Annotated in this window: 13 protein-coding genes and 2 pseudogenes; 13 read left to right on the top strand and 2 right to left on the bottom strand. The window is 58.7% G+C overall.

The features are described 5' to 3' along the window. Positions 1 to 4: 4 nt before the first annotated feature. Positions 5 to 745 carry a flagellar motor protein gene (locus XpruCFBP8353_RS16415; RefSeq protein ID WP_101364154.1) on the bottom strand — a complete coding sequence of 247 codons (741 nt, stop codon included), beginning with the start codon at positions 743 to 745 and terminating at the stop codon, positions 5 to 7. 1102 nt (positions 746 to 1847) lie between these two features. Between XpruCFBP8353_RS16415 and XpruCFBP8353_RS16405 the strand changes: the two genes are divergently transcribed. The 11 genes and pseudogenes from XpruCFBP8353_RS16405 to XpruCFBP8353_RS24530 form a co-directional block, all read left to right on the top strand. Then, positions 1848 to 3377, top strand: coding sequence for a S41 family peptidase (locus tag XpruCFBP8353_RS16405; protein WP_162301086.1), 1530 nt, complete (start codon positions 1848 to 1850; stop codon positions 3375 to 3377). 866 nt (positions 3378 to 4243) lie between these two features. Continuing rightward, a complete protein-coding gene (locus XpruCFBP8353_RS16395; protein WP_207759657.1) occupies positions 4244 to 7399 on the top strand; it encodes a TonB-dependent receptor in 3156 nt (1051 codons plus the stop codon). Between the two features lie 335 nt (positions 7400 to 7734). Further along, positions 7735 to 8778, top strand: coding sequence for a Fic family protein (locus tag XpruCFBP8353_RS16390; protein WP_207759658.1), 1044 nt, complete (start codon positions 7735 to 7737; stop codon positions 8776 to 8778). Next, positions 8765 to 9661 carry a hypothetical protein gene (locus XpruCFBP8353_RS24355; RefSeq protein WP_243391129.1) on the top strand — a complete coding sequence of 299 codons (897 nt, stop codon included), beginning with the start codon at positions 8765 to 8767 and terminating at the stop codon, positions 9659 to 9661. The genes XpruCFBP8353_RS16390 and XpruCFBP8353_RS24355 overlap by 14 nt, the downstream gene beginning before the upstream one ends. 11 nt (positions 9662 to 9672) lie before the next feature. Further along, positions 9673 to 10386, top strand: a complete 714-nt coding sequence (locus XpruCFBP8353_RS16375; protein ID WP_243391130.1) for a hypothetical protein — start codon at positions 9673 to 9675, stop codon at positions 10384 to 10386. A 482-nt stretch (positions 10387 to 10868) separates the two neighbouring features. Continuing rightward, on the top strand, positions 10869 to 11135 hold the full coding sequence (locus XpruCFBP8353_RS24350) for a hypothetical protein (protein WP_243391131.1): 267 nt from the start codon (positions 10869 to 10871) through the stop codon (positions 11133 to 11135). Then, a complete protein-coding gene (locus tag XpruCFBP8353_RS16360) occupies positions 11132 to 11548 on the top strand; it encodes a SymE family type I addiction module toxin (protein WP_101364146.1) in 417 nt (138 codons plus the stop codon). The genes XpruCFBP8353_RS24350 and XpruCFBP8353_RS16360 overlap by 4 nt, the downstream gene beginning before the upstream one ends. A 190-nt stretch (positions 11549 to 11738) precedes the next feature. Further along, entirely contained in the window at positions 11739 to 12263 is a 525-nt protein-coding gene (locus tag XpruCFBP8353_RS24110) for a hypothetical protein (RefSeq protein WP_243391132.1), read from the top strand. Between the two features lie 72 nt (positions 12264 to 12335). Further along, positions 12336 to 12824 carry a hypothetical protein gene (locus tag XpruCFBP8353_RS24345; protein WP_243391133.1) on the top strand — a complete coding sequence of 163 codons (489 nt, stop codon included), beginning with the start codon at positions 12336 to 12338 and terminating at the stop codon, positions 12822 to 12824. 21 nt (positions 12825 to 12845) lie between these two features. Beyond that, a pseudogene (locus tag XpruCFBP8353_RS24535) lies at positions 12846 to 13895 on the top strand (glycoside hydrolase family protein); the annotation flags it as partial. 378 nt (positions 13896 to 14273) lie between these two features. Beyond that, positions 14274 to 14666, top strand: a pseudogene (locus XpruCFBP8353_RS24530) (XVIPCD domain-containing protein); the annotation flags it as partial. Between the two features lie 332 nt (positions 14667 to 14998). Here the strand turns inward: XpruCFBP8353_RS24530 and XpruCFBP8353_RS24640 are convergent. Beyond that, positions 14999 to 15265, bottom strand: a complete 267-nt coding sequence (locus XpruCFBP8353_RS24640; RefSeq protein ID WP_101364142.1) for a transposase — start codon at positions 15263 to 15265, stop codon at positions 14999 to 15001. A gap of 212 nt (positions 15266 to 15477) precedes the next feature. Between XpruCFBP8353_RS24640 and XpruCFBP8353_RS16335 the strand changes: the two genes are divergently transcribed. Further along, positions 15478 to 16503, top strand: coding sequence for a radical SAM/SPASM domain-containing protein (locus tag XpruCFBP8353_RS16335; RefSeq protein WP_057681956.1), 1026 nt, complete (start codon positions 15478 to 15480; stop codon positions 16501 to 16503). Continuing rightward, positions 16503 to 17564: a hypothetical protein gene (locus tag XpruCFBP8353_RS16330; RefSeq protein ID WP_133125660.1), complete on the top strand. Its 1062-nt coding sequence runs from the start codon at positions 16503 to 16505 to the stop codon at positions 17562 to 17564. The genes XpruCFBP8353_RS16335 and XpruCFBP8353_RS16330 overlap by 1 nt, the downstream gene beginning before the upstream one ends. The last annotated feature ends 13 nt before the right edge of the window (positions 17565 to 17577 follow it).

The following is a 17577-nucleotide window of genomic DNA, read 5'->3' as shown; positions in this document are numbered from 1 at the left end:
GCGGTTAATGCAAGTAGCCTGCCAATTTTGATTCGATGTTGCGCGGGTTCTCGCCCTGGGCGATCGCGATCAGGCCTTCGATCGCCATTTCGCGCTCGTTGGTGCTGCAATGGATCACGCTCTTGAGCTTGGCGGCGACCGGCAGGAACAGCAGGTTGGCCGAGGCGATACCGTAAATAGTGGCGGTGAATGCCGCGGCGATGCCGTGGCCGAGCATGGCCGGGTCGGCCAGATTCTTCATCACCGCCATCAGGCCCAGCACCGCACCGATGATGCCCAGCGTGGGCGCATAGATGCCCATGCCCTCGAACACCTTGGCCGCGGCAAGATCCTGACGCTCCTGGTTGTCCACTTCGATCTCGAGCATGTTGCGCATGGCTTCCGGCTCCACGCCATCGATCAGCATCTGCAGGCCTTTGCGCAGGAAGGCATCCTCCTGGCGCGGCAATTGGTCTTCCAGGCCCAGCAGGCCTTGGCGACGGGCGATGTTGCTCCACTCGACGATCCGCGCCAGCAGCTGCGGGCGATCGCTGGCCGGCGGCTGGATCACCCAGCGCAGGATCTTGAACGCGCGTCGGAAAACTGCCGGTGAGGTGTGCAGCAGGATCGCGGCCACCGTGCCGACGATGACGATCACGAAGGCAGCCGGCGACCACAGCGACGAAATGCCGGCACCTTTCAACACGCTGCCGCCCACGATCGCCACGATCGCCAGCACCAGTCCGATTACGCTGAGTCTGTCCATGCATGCGGTATCGGCCCAGGCGCGGCGGACTTGATAGATGCGGCTGGTTGGCGCGCCAGAAAGTTGTCGTTCTGGGTGATGGGTCTTCGAATTGTCGACCTCGTTGAGGGCGGTCGCGCGGCCGGGAGTCGGTCCCTCGGTCGGAAAAGGTCTCGATGAACTCAGTGATGCCTCGGGTCAGCCCTTGCGATACGAGGGTGGAAATCGCCAGCACGACCGACGCGGCACTGGCGCCCCCCTCCCGCCGGAGCACCAAGGCAAGGCTGGCGCGCTGCCGGCGCGCATGTCTTGGTGCGCCCGCCCTGCTAGCGCGGACAGGGGCACGCAGCCGGGGGGAGAGTACGGCGAAGCACGATGCCAGCGTGGTAAGCGGCGCCAGCGCGGCCGGGAATGGGCTCCTCGGCTCGGCAGGCGTCCTGTCTGACTCGCCGTCGCGGCACATCCCTGTGCCGCTCTCCGCCGATCCTCGGCCACGCTGGCGCCTGGGTAGTTCATTTCCGTGGCTTGAAGACGGCTCAGATGCTCAGCGACATCTTGGCTTGAACCCAGTTCCTGCGCAGGAGGCTAGGGACGGCTTGCGCAGCACTCGCCTCTCTCTCGATGCAGTGAAGGCACCCGCGGGCAGCACCGCAGACGGTGGTTGTCAGTGACCAGATCAAAGGTGGGGCCGGCGAGCGATGTTACGGTCTAGCCATTGACATGCTTCTGCGACGGTTTGCAAAACGTCCTGACGGTGTGCCCATCGCACCCCGGGTACCGACTGGGGCGCAACTCAGGACTGACGTCGAATGCGTCTTGCGACGCCCGTTACGCGGCCGGTCCAGTCTGAAGAATTGCGCGGAAGTTGCTTACTCCGGCACCTGCACTGAGATGAGCCGACAGCTTCGGTCCGTGACGATTGTCTTCGCAGCGGTGTCCAATGCCGCGGCATCGGGCCGGTAGCGTTGGGGCAAGCGCTCGCCCTGGACCAGGGCGCGAGATGTCGTACACATGTCCGGTGCGAACGCGTCATCAGGGAGAGGGTGGGTTGGGGCTTAACTATCGGCAGTTTGTTCTGGGGTTACTGTGCTCCACCGCGTTGGTCTCCGCACTCGCTGTTTGGGTGAATTATCGAATTAACCTGCATATTCTGGTGTCTGCCTGGTCGGCGGTCGATGAGCTTTATTACGACGGACATTTCAATGGCTACGACTGGGCGGCTGTCAACGCGACCTACAGGAAGAGAATTCCGCTCTTCGATTTTAGTCATGCAAAGACGGTCGACCTGGTAGGGGAAATGTTGGGCTTATTGGAGGCGTCGCATCTCCAGTACTTCACGGCCGAGCAGGCCGCGCGTGGCATTCCAAAGAAGGAAGATCTGGTCGGGCTTCAATGGCCCGATGCATTCGTGGGAGCGGGCATGCTGATCTCGGAGCCCGGGTTGGTACGCATGTCGGTCGTTGAATCCATCGACCCCCATTCTCCTCTTTATGTGCGAGGTGTGCGCGTAGGCTGGCATGTCTTGTTGTGTAATGCCGCCAATCCAGTCGCTTCTCAGAAGACGCTGGACATCGCCGTATCCACGACATCTTTGGCTGGTGTCTCGCACTATTTTGTTATCCCGGTCGCCCTTGCTGCGGCGCGCTCGACGAATCTTGAAAGACGCGATGGGGTTCTTCGAGTCAATAACGTCGATTGGATGACGTTTGCCAACGTGCTGGGCTCGCTTTCTGGAACGGGTGAACTGCCTGGCCTGATCGATTACCGGCCATTGAAGCTGACGACCACCAGCGGTGAGGCTGGAAATGGGCTCAACGTGATCGAGGTGGTGAATCACTCCAGCGCGGAAAGGGCGGGTGTCGAGCCAGGCGACCACTTGGTCGGCATGGGGCCGGTATCAGGACAGCCGTTCGGGACCTATGACTACCGTCTCAGGCAGCCATCCGGGCAAGTGGTTCAGGTCAGGACAGATCCCAGCGAGCACACCATGGGGCAACGACTCATGGCCAAGCTCTATGAGCGTGTCGCCTATGCGCATCGGGGTTCGATCGTCCTGGAATTCAACGACTTCAATACGAAGAATGCGCGTTGGGTGACCCAGCAGGTTGCCGCGCATCCCGGGCAGCCGATCGTGCTCGATCTCCGGCTCAATCGTGGTGGCGCCGCAACGGCCCTTGGCGAGATTGCCGGGAACTTTCTCCCCGCAGGGACGCTGCTTGGAACAGAGCGCGGTCGCGCATCGTCCCGCGAGCTGCGTGTTCCAACGGGAATGACCGCCACGGATGTTCCGCTCACGGTCCTTGTCAGTGAAGCCAGCTCCAGCGCTGCCGAGGTTCTGTCGGCGACCCTGCAACACTATCGCCGTGCCCGCGTGATTGGTCAGCGCACTGCCGGGCAGGTGTTGATTGCGCAGGTCTTTTCGCTCGATCAAGGGGCCAAGATTCATATTCCGATCGCTTCCTTCAAAGATCCATCCGGTGTCTCGCTCGAAGGGCGGGGAGTGATCCCGGATGTGGCCATCGCCAGTTCCCTGGCCGATATCCGCAACAATCGCGATGCCGCACTCGAGTGTGCAGCGTCCATCGATCGCGGAGGCGATTGTTCCGCTGCGCCGCCGCGTGCGCTTTCACTGTCTCAGCGCAAATGCTATTGAACTGATGCGTGCAGCGGCAGGTGCGTTGACGCGCCAGCTGCCTCACGCAACGGGCTGGGGTAAGCGGATCGATTGCTCGGGGTCGGCATGTCCCACGCGAAGGCTGCGGTTGCTGGCTGAGGGCGATGGCCGTGATGCCGCTGTTGTCGGGCACCCGTGCGACCCGATCGCCAGGGGGGGTGCCGTATCGTCTTGTGGGTCAGGGCAGGTGTCGATGTATCTGGATCCGCAGTGAGGATCCGCGGTGAGTAAGAAAGCTCGTGAGCCAGCGGGTGCGCGATGCGGCGGCGTCATTTGAGCGGTGGCAGAACGGCTGACAGGCTCTGCCAGGGATCTGCTCAGATCCATTGATCGAACACCCAGACAAGCACAACCGATAAGGAATCCTCGCGTATCAGAATCGCCGTGGCGATGGCGATGGCGATGGCGATGGCAGCCAAGTGGCGTGCGGTGGGCCATGTCCCTGGCGTGCGTCAACACGCATGTCGATCCTGTCTCTGGCTGAGCCCGGTTGCAAATGACGGGGAGTGCAGCCGCTTCGCTAAACCACTTGCGCCTGGATGCGGGCCAGGGCGTGTTGCTGTCCGCGATCGAACTACTGCAGCGCTTGCACGCGGCAGGCCATGCTGTGCCGTGCCGCGTGCAAGCGTGGCGAGCCCGGCCGGCCATCGTGGATGCCTTGCAACGCCGCGGGCCTGTTGCGGGGCAGAATGCGCTGCCGCATGGGCTGTGATACTTAGTTTTCCACTGCATTAGAACGATCTAATCGCCTCTGCGCAGAAGGGGGAGGGAAAACGAGGAAGCCGGGTCGCCGCAACGGCGCCGGATATTTCTGCGTCACTTCGCGCGGCGTTCTTGTCCGATCGTTGGATCGACAGGAATCGGCCGAAGCCGATCACTATTGGGAGAGCATGATCGAAATGAACTGCATGCCATTCGCACGCAACCGCAGCACGCTGTCCGCCGGCATCGCCATCGTCTTGTTCGCGAGCGCCGCCTCTACCACCGCTGTCGCCCAACAGGCCGACGTCACGCCGGCGCCCACGGACCAGGCCGAGTTGCAGGCCACGGACCTGGATGCGGTGACGGTGACCGGCTACCGCTACGCGATCGAAAAAAGCCTGGAGCAGAAGCGCAACGCCAACGCCGTGGTCGATGTGATCACCGCCGAGGACGTGGGCAAGTTCCCCGACAAGAACGTGGCCGATGCGCTGCAGCGCGTGCCCGGCGTGGTCATCAGCCGCGACGGCGGCGAAGGCAAGAACGTCAGTGTGCGCGGCCTGTCCTCGGAGCTGGTGCTGACCGAATTGAACGGCAACTACATCGCCACCGCTGAATCCAACGGCGACCCGACGCGCTCGTTCAACTACACGCTGCTGCCGTCGAACCTGCTGGGCAGCGCGGAGCTGTACAAGACCCCGGAAGCACGCATCGACGAAGGCGGCATCGGCGGCACGGTGATCCTGCAGACGCGGCGCCCGCTGGAACTGGAGCCACATTCCGGCTTCGTCTCGGCCGAGGGCACTTGGTCGGATACCAGCAAGAAGACCGACGGCCAGTTCTCTGGCTCGTACTCGTGGCACGACAAGGACAACCGCTTCGGTGTCTTCGTTGGCTACACGCAGCAGAAGCGCACCGCTCGCACGCTCAATGCCAGTACCGAGAGCTGGCAGTGGTACGGCCGCGACGAAGTCGGCCCGGCGGTCGACGTGAATGGAAATCCGTCGGACTTCAACGCCAACTGGTGGGGCGGTACCGGTTTCTGGAACCAGGACGGCAATTACTCCACCGGTTTCATGATGCCGACGGCGGTCAGCCTGGACGCCAAACGCGAGGAGCGCGAGCGCAAGGGCGGGCAACTGACCTTGCAGTTCAAGCCGACCGACGACCTGACGCTGACCGCGAACTACTTCCGCTTCGACCTGTCGCAGGACTCGCAGACCAATACCATCAAGATTCCCGAGTGGAACATTGCCCGCTATAACGGCGACGGCAACTGGCGCGGCGGCCGTCTGCTCGACGGGCTGCAGTTCGATCCCAGCGGCACGATTGTCACTGGCGCCGCCTACAGCCTGCGTCCGGGCAAGACCTATTATTGCAGCGAGGCGCAGGCCGCCGCGGCCGGCCTGCCGCCGGGCGGCTGGGGCTCGGACGATTGCACCGTGCCGACGCCGCAGATCACCGGCAGCTACAACATCGAGAAATCGCAGTCGCAGACGGTGGACCTGGGCGGCGAATGGCGTGGCGAGCAGGTGGACGTGGCGTTCAAGGTCGGCCGCACCTGGGCCAAGGGCGGGCCGGAGCTGCAATTCTCCCTGCCGATCAAGCCGCGCCTGCAGAACGCCGACGGCAGCTGGAGCAACGGCAACTTCGCCAGCGCCTGGGACCTGACCGGCACGCCGTCCATGACATTCTCGCCGCAGCTGATGCAGAACCTGCGCGACGGCATCCTGCAGGTCGACCTGGGCTCGACCGGCTCGTCCTGGACCCGCAATACCAATCAGCAGCAGTACGCGCAGATCGACACCACCTGGCATTTCGATGGCGAGGTCGTCGACTCGCTGCAGTTCGGCCTCAAGCGTCGCGACGGCGGCATCCACCGCAATACCGGCAACAACTACTGGGTGTGCCCGGGCACCGATCCGGGCGACTACGACAACCGCTACTGGAACGGGCGCTGCAATGCCATCGCCACGCAGTTCTCGCCGGGGCTGCTGTTCGCGCAGGACAACCTGGCCGGTGGCGTCAATGCCAGCGCGTTCCCGGCGATCAACTTCCCGGGCTACATCGGCTACTTGAACCAGACCTACGGCGCGATGCAGACCCGCAGCGAAGACAACTTCGTTTACAACGTCGACGAGGAAATCTATTCCACCTACCTGCAACTCAACTTCCACACCGAGCGGCTGCGTGGCAACGTCGGCGTGCGGGTGGCGCGCACCGGCCAGCGTGCCGAGTCCACCGACAAGGTGACCGCCTACAACGACTATTTCTTCGACGGTGCCGACGGCAACCCGCTGGCCTGCCAGCAGGGCGCCGCCACGCCCGGCGGCGCACCGGCCGACACCTATTGCGGCACCGAAGGCTACTGGCGTTTGGCCGACAGCGTGCAACGCACCGAGTCGTTCGTGGTCAGCGGGCTGGACCGCAATTACACCGACGTGCTGCCGAGTTTCAACCTGGCCTACGACCTGACCGAAAACCTGCTGCTGCGCGCGGCAGCCGCGAAAGTGATTGCGCGCCCAAGCTACAACGACATCGCCGCGCCCGGCAGCCTGGAGTTTTACAGCCCCGAGTACGTGGCCGACCGGCGCCTGACCGGCGGTGCCAGCGAGCAGGGCTGGTACGGCTCGGGCAGCAACAAGAACCTGGAGCCGTACAAGGCCAACCAGTTCGACCTGGGGCTGGAGTGGTATTTCCAGCCAGGCTCGGTGGCAGGTGTGGGACTGTTCCGCAAGAACGTGGAGAACTTTGCGGTCGACGTGATCAGCGACGTCAACATGATGGTCGACGGGCAGCCGGTCACCGTGCAGAACTACAGCACCCAGGCCGGCGGCCAGGACGCAGTCTCGCAGGGTGTGGAGCTCTACGCGCAGCACACGCTGCCATTCGGTCTCGGTGTGCAGTTCAACTACACCTACAACGATGCCAGCAAGGCGGCGGTGCGGCTGGAGGACGGCACAGAAGCCGGCAAGACCTCCATGCCGGGCAGCGCCAGAAACCAGACCAACCTCACCATGTTCTACGAGACCGACAGTCTGCTGCTGCGCGCCTCGTACAACCGCCGCGGTGAGCTGGTGCAAGGCCTGGTCAACGGGCTGAACGTCTTTGAAGAGCCGTATTACCAGATCGATGTCAACGCGGCCTACAACATCACCCCGGCGCTCAGCCTCACCGCCTCGGTGCTGAACCTGACCAAGCAGGAGTTCCGCTCGCACCTGGGCGAGGACACCCGCGCCCGCTTCTACACCGGCGGCTACGCCGGCCGGCTGGCGTACATCGGGCTGACCTACAAGTTCTAGGCGCCAGTGGATCGCGCCCATGCCTGCCGCATGGCGGTATGGGCGCGACCGTTCGGCGACGGCCGGGCTGCAGTGGAAGTGAACCTGGAACCGTTATTTCAGCCAAAGAACAGCACGCACGTTTGGCTGACATCAAGTCTCGTGCCCAGCCAAATCGGGTGCGCTGACCGGCATCACGGTTGTCGGTGAAGTGCGAGGTGGCTGTAAGGGTTTTCTGATAATCATCAAATTTTCATAATTTTTGTGACGTACATCGCTTTATCTATTATTTTTACCTTGCTTTGACATAGGTGTCAGGGCATGTTGCCCGGGCTCGGTTAGTGCGTCGAAATTTTATGGATGGAAATTTTGAGTTAACGCCGCTTGATTTGGCCTTTGCGCCACTTCCAGGACGACGCGATGCGCCTGACGCCTCTGTTTGGCTCGATGCATCGTTTTCGGTCTATACGCCAGCGTTATTGGAGCCACCACTTCGAACCCATGAAAAAGTTGGTGATTACCAACGCTTTGAGTCAGATGCTCAATGCGTCGGTTACCTTTCAGCCCTGTCTTCCAGGCTAATTCACGTATGCAGAGGGAGTTGGAAGTTCACCTCGATTCCTGATTTAAGGGCAAGTAGTCAAGCGGCATTAGCTATCAATGCGTCCCTCAGAGCAGGACTTCCAGATACGCATGGTGTTTTGAACTGGTCATTAAATTTGGCCAAAAATTTCGGCAATAGCAAAGTCAGAAGTCGCACAGATAATGCATGGGTTGGCGGTAAGAAACCGTCAGAAGCGTGGCTGGTTTTACCGCAGGCAGATCAACTGCCTTCTCTTTTGAAAAACCTTGAAGATTTGCTACAAGGCAAGAGCGCCCAGCCGGTCAACTGCGCATTTTTCGAAGCCATTGCGTATCAGATGATCTGTATCCATCCGCTCAGTGACACCAATGGACGGGTGACTCGCACTCTCTTGATTAATATTGCGGGACGCTATCGAAATTTTTATCCACTATACATTGCTCACTGCCTGGTCTTTGCCAAACAGCGAACAGGTCAAACCTGGATGCAAGCATCCTTGACGGCAACAAGTCGAAATCTCAGTAATTCAGAAGCGTGGTTGGATCAAATCAAATTAATATTGCAAAAAATTTCTGACTTAGCAACAGCTGGTTTAGATCCGAGAGCGCTGTGGTCACTTCTTTCATACGGATATGTATCCATAGAAACGCTTTGTGCTGGCAAAAATGCATGCAATCCGGCGCTTGCTGCAAAAATTATGGGGCGTCTACCGGCGCTTTTGGAACAGGAACAGGGGGTATTTTACTCAGCCGAGCTTGAAATCCTGATCATCGGAATTGATCGCTCTATTAATAAGGATAGTTATGAAATTGAATGAGTCGCAGGACGGCAAGCCCAAGCAGCTCAAAGCTGCGATTAGGCGAACCATTTATCTGACATTGGTGCTGGCCGGGGTTGCAAGCGTCTTATCGCCGTTCGCATCAGCCTCCGATACCGAAGGGACCACGACGATGCCGCCTGTCGAAGTGCCGCCTCCTTACATCCCGCCGCCGATTGAAAATCCGACACCACCTTACTATCCAGATCCGGGTGACGGTGGCGGTGACAATGGTGGGGGCGGTGGTGGTGGTCCGGATGAGCACGAGGTTGTTTGTGAAAACCTTAGGGCAACCAAACCTGCAATGTGTCCTAACCCAATACCTCTGCCGGAAGGCGGGACATATGCACAAGACAAACTACCCGGAGCGAGCATCCATGGCAAATCTACGGTGCTAATGGCGATTGGCTATTCGCAGGGTAGAACATTTGGACCAAACGGAACCACAGCCCCACCAGATGGAGCCACTGCTTGGTGGATGGATTTTATTTTAAATAAGCAAACGGCAAATTATGCTAATCCCGGCATGTCGTTTAAAGAAGCAACTAAGATTTTTCGTGACGACTTGGCATGGGTGTGCGAAGAACAGACAAAAGAGTCAAATAAATATCGAATAGTGGGTCAACTAACCGTTCCTGAATATTACTGTTTTGAGATTATGAAGGCGCTGGATATTGAAGCTGATGATCAAATGAACTTTGTTCAATTTTTCATTGACTGGTCTAAGCGCTATGCGGTTAATCTCGAGAGATATGTGCCAGGAGAAGCTCTCAGTTCTGGGAGTCTGGATAACTCGATTGGCGTTAAATGGAAAGTCACCTCAGCCGATGCTTCCTGTTCAAGATGGTGGACCAATTTCCAACAAAATCAGTGCAGCCTATAATGGATAGAGCTATGAAAGCAAAAATGATCTTGTCCATGGCGCTGCTTTCCGGCGCGCTTGCTGCCTGTGGAAAAGCCGACAAGCCAGCGGAAAACAGCGACTCACCAGCTTCCCAGACTGGGACTTCTTCGCCTGCAAAAGCTGATCACAGCGCAGCTGTGGATGGAGCGCAGCAGACGGCGAAGCTACAACAGCCTAGCGGCGTGCAAGATGCCAAGCAGTATTTGTGTCAGGGCGGCGGAAGTGCTTGCAAGGCAGGTGGCCCTTTGGTTGCTAACTCGGATGCCGAGGCAAAGTGGCTTTTGTCTAATGGCTATCCGACTGAGGCCGAACTTGCACGATTGGACCAACTGACGTTGGATCAGTTGAAGGCAGAATCGCAGGCAGGCAATAAGGCCGCAACTGTCATTTATGGAAAGAAGACGGCAACGAGTGGCCACTTCCAGGAGGGGCTTGGCATTTTAAGGAATGCGGCATCTGCTGGAAACTTATACTCGTATTATGGATTGTCGGATATCTACGCCAGCGAGACTAAGGATAAAAATCTGATCGATAGTGCCGCATATCTGCGTTTGGCGTATCTGTTGGGAGACGGCAAAGCATCTGCTGACATTGCTCTTCGAGGGTTGAGTAGCGTTGAGAGCGTTGCTGCCGATGAGCGTGCAGCTTCGCTTTACAAAACATTCTCTAAATATCAGCGTCCGTCTCCGAGACCTGTTGAGTAGAATTTAGCGGAAACATAAAAATGAGGAGGCAAAGCCCTCCTCATTTTTTTGGGGAGGGTGAATCGCGTTGCTACTCACTTGGAAATAACGGTTCCAGGTCCACTTCAACTGTAGCGTGATCGGGTCAGGTGCACTTATCAGGCAACGGCGCTCGGCTCGCGTGGCCCGTATGGAACTGCTTCAGCGGTGCACACAGCTGCGCGAGACCTGCCAGCGTGTATTGACACGCCAGACCGCGTACTTGCAATCTAGTCCCAAGGAGCGTCGAAACTCCTCACGTAGCGGTACCCACCTCCGTCAAACCGGTGGGTTTTTTGTGCCTGCATCCTGCAGGTACAAGCCGACGCAATGCCTGCGTCGGGAGGGCGGCTAATACAATACCCGCAAGGGGAATATGCCCGCCGGCTACGTGCGGTTTCGAACCTCCCGACATCCCGTCGCCGTTGGCGGCGGTTCTTGGGTTGTTCCAGGAGGGCGTTGCCATGTCTACCGCACCATCCATGCCGGCATCTGTGCCGGTTGATCTGTTGCCAGCTTCCGCTCACCACCTGCTGTGGGATGTGGGCGAGGTGCTGCGCCGGCTCGTCGCACGCGCAGCTGTTGAGCAGGCGAGCGACGATCCCGCGCATTCGCTGACTCGACAGCTCGTTGTGTTGCCGCGCACCTCGCGTGGCCAGTTCGCACGCAGTACCGTGGCGTTGCAGCAGTGCGTTGCCGCATCCACCAACGACCACCCGGAGGCGCCATGACGCCCCGTCGCCCACCCACCGCATCTGCCAGTGCACGGCCAACCCGCAAACGTGCACGTCCTACGCCGCCCAAACGGGTGCAGTGGGTCGTTGTGGAACCCGACCGCACGAAGCTGCCACCGATGCTGCCGCCCGACCCGGACGCGAACCCGCAAGGCCCCGGCACGCTACCGGAACCCCGCCGCGCCCGCCGCCCGCGCCAATGCACCGTCAGCTACACCCATTACCCCGGCGCCCACGACCACGCCGGCGACCAGCACGTACCCCACGTCCGCCTCAGCGGCCTATGGCTGGAACAACTGGGCTTTGCCATCGGCACCAAGCTGCGCATCACCGCCAGTGCGGGGCAGTTGTTGATGGAGGTGTTGCCGCTGGTGGAGGTGCCGGCCAAGGCGCGCAGCGTGCGGCGATGATGCTGCGGCTGCCAGACCCTTGCGATTGACCTCTGTGCCCGATGCCACTAGCGTCGCAGCCACACCAGCGCACAACGGACGCTTCATGATCGCGCGCCCCCTCTACGCCTTGCTCGCCACCCTCGCTCTGGGCGCATGCGCCCACACCGCGGCCACCCCAGCACCGGCAACCGTCACGGAGACATCTGCCATGAGTTCCTCAGCCGATCACGTACCTGCAGATCCTTCCAAAGGTGGACCACGTACCGCGCAGGAAGCATTGGAGCGGGTACTGGAGCTGATTCGCACAAGTACCAGCATTGAATCGTTCACTGCCGACCATGTGTCTGGAGCAATGGGCCAGTCGGTAGAGCATCGCGATGATGGTTCCGGCCGGTTCGGTGCCAGCGGAGTGCTGACCCGAGATTGGAACTACGGATTTGGTGTCAACAAAACCGAAGTAAAGGGTGCATGGTTCGAGTTCCTGTTCCTGCCTAACCCGCCAGAAGCCTCTCCCTCTATGTCGGATATCTGCCAGATCGACTTTGAGGCATTTGCGGCGCACCTTGAGAAAATGGGTTTTTCGCGACAGCGCAATCTTGTCGAGGATAGACGATGGATGAGCGATGTTTTTCAACGCCCAGGGATGCGGGTGGAGCTCTTCCCACGTGGCGAGGCTGACGAGCCTTTGGCGCGCACCACTCATCAGTGCGTCGAGTGGGTTCAAATTCGCTAGTCCAACCTGAGTCTGGACAAAGCGATGCTCCAGGAGGTGGTCAATGATGTTATTCGAACGCAAGGAGTTTTCATGAAAATAAAGTCTGTTGGCTGCGTGGCGCTTGCGCTCTTCTTCATCACAGGATGTACGGTAGTATCCGCGGGCGCGGACATGAGCGCTCCATCCGGCGACTCGCTTTGTGAGCAGTCCCGTGGTTGGGGAGGCTCAGGTTCGACGCAAGCCCTACAAATCAATCCACAGGTCTCTGAAGATGATAGTGGGCGTTCTTATCGCTTTGATCTTGGCGGTCGAGGCGGTTTGAAGCGCTTGGCCGCTAGTTGTGGATGGGGCTCATATGCGGAATGTAGTTTTGAGGCAGTCCGATCTGATGGAGAAAGCTATCGCTTCTCGGAGATGTCCACGTTTGGTCTCTGGGAGACGAAAGAAGGGTTGTATCTTGTTTACCGTATCGTCGCGCCAAAGGAAAAGGCCGCAGAAGGAAAGCGGAGAGTCGTGAGGGTGGGTAATCCGCCTGCAGAGATCTGCAATCAGATCGGAGATTACTCTAATTTAATGTAGTTTTGGATAAGGAGATCAGGGATGCCTATCAACTATCGCGAGCTTACCCAAGAGCAGTACAACGCGCTCACCGGTGATCTGGTCAAGCTCACTGAAAGCTTGCACGCTCGCCCCCAGGATGTCGGCGATGGTCGGGCCACGATTGGCTATGGCTATACATTCAATCGTTCAAACAATGCTGCAATCTGGGCTGAGTCAGGCATCGACCTCTCGGATGCACAGCGCAGTCAATTGGCAGCGATCGATGCTGCAGCCCCCGGGGACCGCACGAGGCTGGGTCTGCAGTTTGATCGTACGCTCAATGCTGCCGAAGGAGATCGGCTACTAGCTGCATCCATGCCTGAGTACGAGCGGCCGATCAATGCGTTGAACATGCCAATGTCACAAGAGCGCGCGGCGCTTGTGTCTCTGGTTTACAACCGTGGCGCGGGTTCGTATAACGCCAACATGCAGGCATTTCGGGATGCTGTAGTGGCCGGAGATCGCTCCGAGGCTTGGTTTGAGATGCGCTACAACGCCTGGGGAAGCAATGCTGCTGCGGAAGCGGGTCTTCGCAAGCGTCGTGTACTGGAGTCCGAACTCTTTGGCCTTTACAACGATCCAAACAACGTCACAAGCGACGAGGCGCTGTCTACTTACCAGATGTATCAGCAACATCGCGAGCGCATCAATCGTGACGAAGCTCGCTGGGGTGTGGATATTGACGGAAATCCTGGTCAGCGTAACTTGATTGCGGAGGCGAATCGGGACTATGCAGCCTTGCTGGAAGGGCGAGGTAATGTGCAAACCCTTGCGCAGTCGTTGGACCCAGCGCGTTTGCGCCTGCTTTCTGACTTGCGTGAGCAGCATCCTGAAATTGCAGATCGCTTGAGCAACGAGGCATTCAACGCGGGCTCGATCCACGTAGATGCGGGGCGAGATTCTACGCGCGTTGCCGTGGATGCCGATCACGCTTCGACAATCGATGCGACCCGCCGGAGGAACGGCGCAGAGGTCAGCAATAACGATCTGCTGCTAGGAGGCGGAGGTAATGACACCCTGATTGGCGGGCAGGGTAACGACGTCCTGATAGGTGGGCCGGGCCATGACATGCTACGTGGTGGGGCTGGTAATGATACCTACGTCGTTGACGATGGGGATGTAGTGCAGGATGCGGACCGCAGTGGGCAGCTGTTTTGGGATGGCCAGCGACTGACTGGAGGCACCCGGCAAGCTGATGATCCAGAGGGAGTGTTTCGTAGTGCAGATGGTCAAACTACTTACCGTATCCAAGGCGCCGATCTATTGATTGGTAACGAACGAGGGCAATCGGTAACGGTGCAGAACTTTCAGTCAGGAAGCCTGGGCATCGAACTCAGCCAGGCGCGTGTTCAGCACGAGCGCGGTGCATCGCAGACGGAGCAAGGTGCCGTCCAAATCTCGGAAAGCGGGAGATATCAGCTGGCATCGCTATCCCAAGACCCGCTCCATCGCGAAGCAGAAGAAGCCGTTCGTCGCCTCGAGCAAGGCCTCGGTCGAGAGTACGACGACAACAGCGCCCGCCTTGCGGCAAGCAGTGCATATCTTGCAAAGGAAGACGGGCTGTCGCGAATCGATCATGTCGTACTGAGCGAGAACACAAAATCCGTGCGACAAGGCGAGAACGTCTTTGTGGTGGAAGGCGCGTTGAACGACCCCGCTCACAAGATGGCGCATATGAAGACGAGCGATGCGATTGCGCAGCCTGTCGAGCAATCCTTAGCGCAATTGCAGGCCTTGGGCGAAACGCAGCGCCAACAGCAATCCCAGCAGCAGGAGCAGCAGCGAGAGCAATTGATCGCACCTCAACACCGGATGGTGTGAGGCTTGGTGCAATTTGTCTGGGGCTGACAGTGATGGGGTCAGGTGCACTTATCAGGCGACGGCGCTCGGCTTCCGTGGCCCTTATGGAACTGCGCCAGCGGCGCAATGCCTGCGTCGGGAGGAGGCGCGACAAAACGAAAATCCGCCAGAAACCATAGCGGACCCGGACGGCTGCAATCTCTTCGATCCTTCGAATCAGTGGCGCGTCATCATTATCCCGAGGCTGGTAATACCAAGTCGATCGACTCTGCTTGAGGACCGCGCAGGCTCCACGAATCCCAACGCGATGCCGGTCATCAGATGGCCCACGTGCGTCTTGCGCTGCGCGGGCCTCAAAGCTTTTCTGACATCACGTCCTGCAACATCACCTTGTCCAGGCTCAGATCGGCCTCGAGCTGCTTGAGCTTGCGGTTCTCTTCCTCAAGCTGGCCTAGCCGGCGCAGTTTGGCGACGCCGAGCCCGCCGAACTTCTTGCGCCACGCATAGAACGTGGGCTTGGCTGATGCCCATCTTGCGGTAGATCTCATCGAACGTGGTGCGGTCTCGGCCTGCTTCAGGGCGAACGCGATCTGCGCTTCGGTGAACTTCGACTTCTTCATGGCGACGGGCCTCTTTGGGCCTGAGTGTCGCCGAATTTTCTGGTTCGGGCCGGCCCAAATTATATGGATTAGGTCAGTCGACGTATTACCGCAACTTGCAGAAGGAAGCCGGCGCGAACCTTAAAACCCTTTGACCGCTTGAGTCTGCACTGATAGTGTCGGCAAGCCACGGTTAAGCTCGCTTTTTAAGAAGCAAAACTTAAGGAGATCACATGGATTTGTGCTCAACGCTGCTACCAAAGACACTTACCTTCATCACAACGTACCGTTGTACAGCAGCCTGCACACAGTGCTGCTTCGAATCCAGCCCCAATGTTAAAGGGCGTCTCAGTCGCGACGAAATGATGCGAGCCCTTCACGATGTGAAGGACAGCTTCCCATCACTGCGCGTGGTGGTATTCACCGGGGGCGAAGCCACGCTGTTAAAGGACGACTTAGTAGCCGTGATTGCAGAAGCCACCTCGCTCGATTTGGTTACGCGAATTGTTTCCAATGGTTCTTGGGGCAAGACCAAGGCCTCTGCCACACGGATGGCCGGAAAACTGGCCGGCGCTGGGCTACGCGAACTGAACATTAGTACCGGTAAGGACCATCAAGAGTGGGTGCCGCACGAATCGGTTGTCAATGCCGCGGAAGCAGCCTTCAATGCGGGCGTGCTGACCTTATTGACGGTTGAGGCGGACACAGCAGAAAGCGATAAGTTGTCTGCTCTTGCGCGCGATCCAACTATAAAGAGTCTCCGTGACAGGGGCCTACTGTTGCAATCGAACAGCTGGATGTCGTTCATTGCCAAGGGGGAGGAGCGCGAGCACGTTCTGCATACCGGACGCCGCGCAACGCCTTGCGAGCAAATCCACAACAATATCGCCATCACACCCTATGGAGAGGTGTCCGCCTGCTGTGGCTTGACCTTGGAGCACATCCCCGAAATGAAGTTGGGAACGATGGCCGAAGGTGTGTCCAACATCTACCTCCGTCAACATGACGACTTTATGAAGTACTGGCTGCGCATGGATGGGCCTGCGGAAATCGTGCGTAAGGTCATGGGAATAGAGCGCGCTGATCAATTGCTAGCCGGGTCGGTGCACATATGCCATGACTGTGCGGTATTGCATAAGAACCCGGAGATCCGCGAAAAGATCTCCGCCACCTATGAGCAGTTCGTACCGGAAGTGATGAGTCGCTATGCCTTGGCATCAGCGGTCGATCAAATCGTGGAAAAGCAGGGAGCGCAATGATGAAGCGACGCAAGTTCATTCAATCAAGCTTGGCAGCAGGTGCAGTCGCATCGTCCTCTGGTGGTGTCGTGGCTGCTGATCAAGCTATGCGTGTATTTGGTCAGCCTGCTAGCCTAACCGGCGGCACCGCTAACAGCGCTGCCACGAAGATGCTGCTTCCGCTGTCCCGTGGCGGTATGCCGACCGAAGGTTGGGACAGGTGGTCGAAGTTGACGGCCGCAGTAGTCGAAATGTTCTCCGATCCTTCGCAGCGAAGAGCCTTCAACAACAACCCGCATAAATTCTTGGCCAACCTTGGTTACGACAGCGCGATGGAGGCACCAACCCTAGCATTGCTTGTTGCGTTGTCTGATCCGCTGGTGCAGAGCGCAGCGCTCGAAAAAGATTATATTTCGCTGCTCAATTACCTGCATGTGGCCGGCGCGCTCGAAAAGCCCAAGTCGGACGTCCTGACCCAGCAAATGTCCAAGGTGCTGTCCAGCAACCTTGCCATAATCAAAGAAACGTTAGGTTTAGCACCCGACGCGCCGCTTGATGCCGAGACTGTTAAGCGTTTCGTGGGTGCGTCAGCTTCAGTGCCGACCGCTGCGGATCTCGCTGCCATTGGCAATATTGCCCAGTTGGTCCGCGTGGCGCCCGGGCAGGCCGTTGCGGGCGCGATTGCTGCAGTTGTGGCTGCCGTGGAGGCGGCGGTGGGCGTGCAAGTGGTGGCTGTGCTATTCAATTACGTCACGTTCGTTACGCATACGTCAGTGACGGGAGCAACGCCATCGCCGGGACAGCCGCAAACATCGCAGTCAATGTCAACTGGAATATTCACGGGGCAGATGAGTAGGCTCGACCCGGATATTTGCGACAGTTGTACCGTGGCGCAGCGTGCCGCTGCAATGCTTGGCGCGCCTGAGTTGTACTCGGAGCATGCCAAGCTGGTCATTCACAACGAGGTGGCGTCTTTTCTGCGCGCCATGCAGCAGGTTGGATTGATTGGCTTCGAGGAATCGTCATTCGAGACAATAGTGGATGCCGTGTACCAATACGGCATGCGTACCATTACAGCTTAAATAGGAAGTCAGC

This window comes from Xanthomonas prunicola (assembly GCF_002846205.1).
Lineage (GTDB): Bacteria > Pseudomonadota > Gammaproteobacteria > Xanthomonadales > Xanthomonadaceae > Xanthomonas > Xanthomonas prunicola.
Note: the sequence above shows the minus strand (reverse complement) of the source record. Positions and strands in the feature narration are given on the sequence as shown.

What these genes read in the sequence shown, in the direction of transcription:
- XpruCFBP8353_RS16415 (WP_101364154.1), bottom strand. Translation starts at nt 745, where the DNA reads ATGGACAGACTCAGCGTAATCGGACTGGTGCTGGCGATCGTGGCGATC.
- XpruCFBP8353_RS16390 (WP_207759658.1), top strand. Translation starts at nt 7,735, where the DNA reads ATGGATGGAAATTTTGAGTTAACGCCGCTTGATTTGGCCTTTGCGCCA.
- XpruCFBP8353_RS24355 (WP_243391129.1), top strand. Translation starts at nt 8,765, where the DNA reads ATGAAATTGAATGAGTCGCAGGACGGCAAGCCCAAGCAGCTCAAAGCT.
- XpruCFBP8353_RS16375 (WP_243391130.1), top strand. Translation starts at nt 9,673, where the DNA reads ATGAAAGCAAAAATGATCTTGTCCATGGCGCTGCTTTCCGGCGCGCTT.
- XpruCFBP8353_RS24350 (WP_243391131.1), top strand. Translation starts at nt 10,869, where the DNA reads ATGTCTACCGCACCATCCATGCCGGCATCTGTGCCGGTTGATCTGTTG.
- XpruCFBP8353_RS16360 (WP_101364146.1), top strand. Translation starts at nt 11,132, where the DNA reads ATGACGCCCCGTCGCCCACCCACCGCATCTGCCAGTGCACGGCCAACC.
- XpruCFBP8353_RS24110 (WP_243391132.1), top strand. Translation starts at nt 11,739, where the DNA reads ATGAGTTCCTCAGCCGATCACGTACCTGCAGATCCTTCCAAAGGTGGA.
- XpruCFBP8353_RS24345 (WP_243391133.1), top strand. Translation starts at nt 12,336, where the DNA reads ATGAAAATAAAGTCTGTTGGCTGCGTGGCGCTTGCGCTCTTCTTCATC.
- XpruCFBP8353_RS24640 (WP_101364142.1), bottom strand. Translation starts at nt 15,265, where the DNA reads ATGAAGAAGTCGAAGTTCACCGAAGCGCAGATCGCGTTCGCCCTGAAG.
- XpruCFBP8353_RS16335 (WP_057681956.1), top strand. Translation starts at nt 15,478, where the DNA reads ATGGATTTGTGCTCAACGCTGCTACCAAAGACACTTACCTTCATCACA.
- XpruCFBP8353_RS16330 (WP_133125660.1), top strand. Translation starts at nt 16,503, where the DNA reads ATGAAGCGACGCAAGTTCATTCAATCAAGCTTGGCAGCAGGTGCAGTC.